Origin of the sequence: Poseidonibacter sp. (assembly GCF_041821165.1) — a bacterium.
Lineage (GTDB): Bacteria > Campylobacterota > Campylobacteria > Campylobacterales > Arcobacteraceae > Poseidonibacter.
In genome coordinates this window covers 1-5,368 of sequence record NZ_JBGUES010000160.1, presented here as the reverse complement: position 1 = coordinate 5,368, position 5,368 = coordinate 1, and the positions used below count along the sequence as shown (strand labels likewise).

5 protein-coding genes and 4 tRNA genes are annotated in these 5,368 nt (G+C 31.4%); 1 reads left to right on the top strand and 8 read right to left on the bottom strand.

Annotated features, from left to right (window positions below):
• Positions 1-2 precede the first annotated feature (2 nt).
• The 4 genes from ACERKK_RS10845 to ACERKK_RS10830 all read right to left on the bottom strand — a co-directional run bounded on the left by ACERKK_RS10845 (position 3) and on the right by ACERKK_RS10830 (position 356).
• Positions 3-77, bottom strand: a tRNA-Thr gene (locus ACERKK_RS10845).
• 14 nt (positions 78-91) lie between these two features.
• Positions 92-168 (bottom strand) — tRNA-Met (locus ACERKK_RS10840).
• 16 nt (positions 169-184) lie between these two features.
• Positions 185-261: transfer RNA gene (locus ACERKK_RS10835), tRNA-Met, on the bottom strand.
• A gap of 20 nt (positions 262-281) precedes the next feature.
• Positions 282-356 (bottom strand) — tRNA-Gln (locus ACERKK_RS10830).
• A 115-nt stretch (positions 357-471) separates the two neighbouring features.
• Here ACERKK_RS10830 and ACERKK_RS10825 point away from each other — a divergent pair.
• Positions 472-1,503 (top strand): bifunctional 3,4-dihydroxy-2-butanone 4-phosphate synthase/GTP cyclohydrolase II, encoded by a 1,032-nt coding sequence (locus tag ACERKK_RS10825; RefSeq protein ID WP_373773095.1) that lies wholly within the window; start codon positions 472-474, stop codon positions 1,501-1,503.
• Positions 1,504-1,528: 25 nt separating this feature from the next.
• Here the strand turns inward: ACERKK_RS10825 and ACERKK_RS10820 are convergent, their stop codons facing one another.
• From ACERKK_RS10820 to ACERKK_RS10805, 4 genes are all read right to left on the bottom strand, one after another.
• On the bottom strand, positions 1,529-2,023 hold the full coding sequence (locus ACERKK_RS10820) for a hypothetical protein (RefSeq protein WP_373773094.1): 495 nt from the start codon (positions 2,021-2,023) through the stop codon (positions 1,529-1,531).
• A gap of 84 nt (positions 2,024-2,107) precedes the next feature.
• Positions 2,108-3,688, bottom strand: a complete 1,581-nt coding sequence (gene pckA, locus ACERKK_RS10815) for a phosphoenolpyruvate carboxykinase (ATP) (protein ID WP_373773093.1) — start codon at positions 3,686-3,688, stop codon at positions 2,108-2,110.
• Between the two features lie 28 nt (positions 3,689-3,716).
• Positions 3,717-5,042, bottom strand: a complete 1,326-nt coding sequence (locus tag ACERKK_RS10810) for a sodium ion-translocating decarboxylase subunit beta (protein WP_373773092.1) — start codon at positions 5,040-5,042, stop codon at positions 3,717-3,719.
• A 12-nt stretch (positions 5,043-5,054) separates the two neighbouring features.
• The coding region (locus tag ACERKK_RS10805) for a biotin/lipoyl-containing protein (protein WP_373773091.1) at positions 5,055-5,368 on the bottom strand (314 nt) is incomplete at its 5' end.

The following is a 5,368-nucleotide window of genomic DNA, read 5'->3' as shown; positions in this document are numbered from 1 at the left end:
GGAGCTGGTGAAGGGACTCGAACCCCCGACCTGCTGATTACAAATCAGCTGCTCTAGCCAAGCTGAGCTACACCAGCACTAAATTTAAAAATGGTGTCAAAAGAGAGACTTGAACTCTCGACCTCCGGCTTATGAGACCAGCGCTCTAGCCAGCTGAGCTACCTTGACACATGGCTAATTATTTTGGTTGCGGGAACCGGATTTGAACCAGTGACCTTCGGGTTATGAGCCCGACGAGCTACCGTGCTGCTCTATCCCGCGAACTAAAAATAAGTCTTAAATGGATGGGGTAGAAGGATTCGAACCTTCGAATGACGGCACCAAAAGCCGTTGCCTTACCACTTGGCGATACCCCATTTTTTAAGTGGTAGAATTATAGTAAAAATTTTATTCTTTGTCAATAGTTTTTAGATTAAATTTTGAAATTTCTGATATAATACAATAAAATAAATAATAATATAAAGAAGAATTATGAATGCAATAGATAGAGTAAAAGAAGCAATTAAAGAGATTCAAAAAGGTAATATGGTTATTATGCTTGATGATGAAGATAGAGAAAATGAAGGGGATTTAGTTTATTCAGCGGCATTAAGTAGTCCTGAAAAAGTAAATTTTATGGCAACTCATGCAAAAGGTTTAATTTGTGTATCAGTTACAAATGAAACAGCGAATAAACTTGAATTAAATCCAATGGTAAGTTCAAATACATCATCATATGAAACAGCATTTACAGTTTCAGTTGATGCTGTTGATGCATTAACAGGTATTAGTGCAGGTGAAAGAGATGACACAATTAAAATATTAGCTAATCCTATTTCAAAAGCTTGTGAACTTGTAAGACCAGGTCATATTTTCCCATTAATTGCAAAAGATGGTGGAGTTCTTGTAAGAACAGGTCATACAGAAGGAAGTGTTGATTTATGTAAATTAGCAGGACTTAATGGTGAAGCTGTAATTTGTGAAATCATGAAAGAAGATGGAACAATGGCAAGAAGAGATGACTTAGATATTTTTGCACAAAAACACAATATGGTTCAAGTTTATATTTCTGATTTAGTTGAATATAGATTGTCTCATGAAAAATTAGTTGAAGAAACTTCAAGTTCAGATGTAATTTTTGTAAATGCAAAAGCTAAAAGAAAAGAGTTTAAAGATCATTTAGGAAATATTCACACTGCTATTATCTTTGGTGAAACAAAAGAAATCACTCATGTTAAATTTCATGCAGTTGGTTTAGATATTGATTTATTCTCAAATAATGAAAAATTACAATCAATGTTAAAAACAATTAATTTCTTACAATCAAAAGGTGGAATATTAATTTTCTTATCTGATGAGAAGAAAACAAAAGATTCACAAAAAGATTTTGGAATAGGGGCTCAAATTTTAAATAGCTTAAATATTAAACAAATTAAATTAATGACAAGTGGTGGAAAACATTCATTTGTAGGATTACATGGATTTGGTTTAGAAATAGTAGAAGAGATACAAATAGAGTGTTAATACACTCTATTTGATATTTATAAAATTAAACTAAACCAGCAGCTGATTTAATTAACTCTAACGTTTTTTGAGGAATAATTAAGTCTGATGATAATTTCTCTTTATTATCATTATAATATTTTGATTCTAAGATATCATTAATCTTATCTTCAAATTTTTGAATTACAGTTTCTTGTGTATCTTCATCTTCAATATCCAAGAATTGTCTTGGTTCTTGATTAGCAACTCTAGCTAATCTATAATCAAATAAATATTTATTGTCATAGTTTTCATTAAACTTATTACAAATAGTTTTATAAACATCATTTAACTCAGCTTCGTATTTTTTATAAATAATCCCAGCACTATCATTTAATGATTTAGTAAAATTATCATAATTTACAAACAACTCTTTTAATACATCTTCTTCTAGTGCATCATCTGCAACATTGTATTTTTTTGATAATAAGTGATTACAACAGTAGTAAACAACTTCATTTTCGTTTTGTTTAATATCTTCTAAAAACTCTGATAATTTCATTTGGATTCTCCTATTTTTGTACATTAAAAAAGGAGTGAATAAATCCACTCCTTTTAACAGTAAAATTTATAGGGAAAGTATACCTTATAAAATTGGTCCTGCAGCTGTGAAATCATATTCACTTTCTAAAGTTAAGTATTTTTTAAAGTTAGTGATATACATACCAGCTAATTTTTTCTTAGTTTCATCATATAATTCTTTATCTATCCATGTATTTCTAGGGTTTAATACCTCAGTATCAACACCTTTTAATGTTTTAGGAATTTGTAAATTAAATACAGGAAGAGTTTCAAATTCTGATTCATTTATTGAACCATCTAAAATACCATTGATACAAGCTCTAGTATTTTTAATACTCATTCTAGAACCAACACCATAAGCACCACCAGTCCATCCAGTATTAACTAAATAAACATTTACATTATGCTTATCAATCTTTTGACCTAAAAGCTCAGCATAAACAGTAGGGTTTAATGGTAAGAATGCTTCTCCAAAACAAGAAGAGAATGTAGCAACTGGTTCAGTAATACCTCTTTCAGTTCCAGCAACTTTAGCAGTATATCCACTTAAGAAGTAGTACATTGCTTGTTGCTTATCTAATTTTGCAACTGGAGGTAAAACACCAAATGCATCAGCACATAAGAAAATTATATTAGTAGGGTGTCCACCTTTCATATCAGGAGTATGATTCTCAATATGATCTAAAGGATAAGAAACTCTTGTATTTTCAGTTTTTGAACCATCTGAATAATCAACAACACCATCTTCATTAGCAACAACATTTTCTAATATTGCGCCTTTTTTAATAGCACCGAAAATTTCTGGTTCAGAATCTTTATCAAGATTAATAACTTTTGCATAACAACCACCTTCAAAGTTGAATACACCATCATCATCCCAACCATGTTCATCATCACCAATTAAAGCTCTTTTAGGATCAGTAGATAAAGTAGTTTTTCCAGTTCCTGATAAACCAAAGAATAAAGCAGTATCACCATCTTCTCCAATATTTGCAGAACAATGCATTGCTAGTTTACCATCTAATGGAAGCCAGTAATTCATCATTGAGAATACACCTTTTTTCATTTCACCAGCATACCAAGTACCACCAATAATAGCTACATTATCTTCAACGTTAAATACAACATATACTTCTGAATGTAAGTTGTGACTTGCATAAGCCATATCTACAGTTTTACAAGAATTGTAAATTGTAAAATCAGGTTCAAAGTTATCTAATTCTTCTTGAGTTTTTGGAACAATAAACATATTTTTAATAAAATGTGCTTGCCAAGCAACTTCAGTTATGAATCTTACAGATTTTCTTGAATCTAATGATGCACCACAATATACATCAGTAACGTATAAATCTTTATTACTTAACTGTTTTTTCGAATTTTTGAATAAATCTTCATAAACTTCTTTAGATACCTTTTGATTAATATCGCCCCATGCAATATACTTATTTGAAGGATCTTGGTTAACGAAGAATTTATCTTTTGGACTTCTTCCTGTAAAAATTCCAGTATCAATCATTAATGCACCAGTTGATGTAAGTTTCGCACCTTCATTTTCAACAGCATGTTTAATTAATGTATCTACATCAAGATTTCTTCTAACAATTCCAACGTTTTCTAAACCTAAAGAGTCTTTAATTTCAGACATAATTTAATTTTCCTACTAATTAATTTTTTTATTTAAATATTGATAAAAGTACACCCGCAGCAACGGCTGAACCAATTACACCAGCAACATTAGGACCCATCGCATGCATCAATAAGATGTTCGATTTATCATATTGCTGACCTTCTTTACTAACAACTCTTGCTGCCATTGGTACTGCTGATACACCAGCTGCACCGATTAAAGGATTTATTTGATTATCTTTTGAACTTAATAAGTTCATTAATTTTGCCATTAATACACCCATTGCAGTTCCTGCAGCAAATGCTAATAATCCAATTGCCATAATTCCCATTGTTTCAGCAACTAAAAATGATTCAGAAGCAAGTTTAGAACCAACTCCTAATCCAAGGAAAATAGTTACTATGTTAATTAATGCATTTTGCATTGTATCTGAAAGTCTATCAACAACTCCTGATTCTTTTGCAAAATTTCCAAAACAAAGTGCTCCAATTAAAGGAGAAGCATCTGGTAAAATCAATAAAGTTAAAACTAAAACAACTAAAGGAAAGATAATTTTCTCTAATTTAGAAACTTTTCTTGTTGATTTCATTTTAATAATTCTTTCTGCATCTGTTGTTAAAGCTCTCATAATTGGAGGTTGAATAACAGGTACTAATGCCATATAAGAATAAGCAGCAACAGCAATTGCTCCAAGTAATTCAGGCGCTAGTGCAGATGCAATAAAGATTGATGTTGGTCCATCAGCTCCACCAATAATAGAAATAGCAGCAGCTTGTTGTAATGTAAAATCAATTCCTGGTACATATTGAGAAAGAACAACAGCTCCAACTAATGAACCAAAAATACCAAATTGTGCAGCTCCACCAAGTAAAGCAGTTTTAGGATTTGCTAATAATGGACCAAAATCCGTCATAGCTCCAACACCCATAAAAATAAGTAATGGGAAAAACTCATTAGCAATACCCATATTATAGATAATACCTAGCATACCATGCTCACCAGCAATATTTGCAATTGGAATATTTGCTAATAATCCACCAAATCCAATAGGAATTAGTAATAGTGGTTCAAAACCTTTTTTAATCGCTAAAAAAAACAATAAGAAACAAATGATAATCATAATAATTCTACCGCTACTTTGAGCGAAGATTGACATATCATTTCCGTGAGAATCTTTAACACCTTCTTTAGGATTCATAATTGCGTTTAAACCAGTTGTTTGATAGAACGAACCAAGCAGTTGTGTCATGCTTTTTGCTTCGTATTCTTTTGTTTCAGCTGTATCAACAGCAGGAGCTGTTGATGCGAAAGTATTTACAGAGAAAATACTCATTAAAAAGAAAAGAGAGATAAATAAACTTTTTTTCATCATAATATTCCTCAATTAACCAATAATGGCTAAAGGTTGACCTTCTTCAACAGAGTCTGTAGCGCCTACTAAAATTTTAGTAATTGTTCCAGCAACTGGTGCGTTAATATCTATTTCCATTTTCATAGCTTCTAAAATCATGATTTGTTGATCAGCTTCAACTACATCACCTTCTTTTACAAGAATTTTCCAAACAGCTCCATTTACAGCAGCAGGTACTTCAGTTCCTTCTCCATTTGAAACAGGTGAAGCAGCAGGTGCTGAAGAATTTGTAGCAACTGGTGTTACTTGAATATCAGCATTACCTTCTGCAATACTTACATTAAATT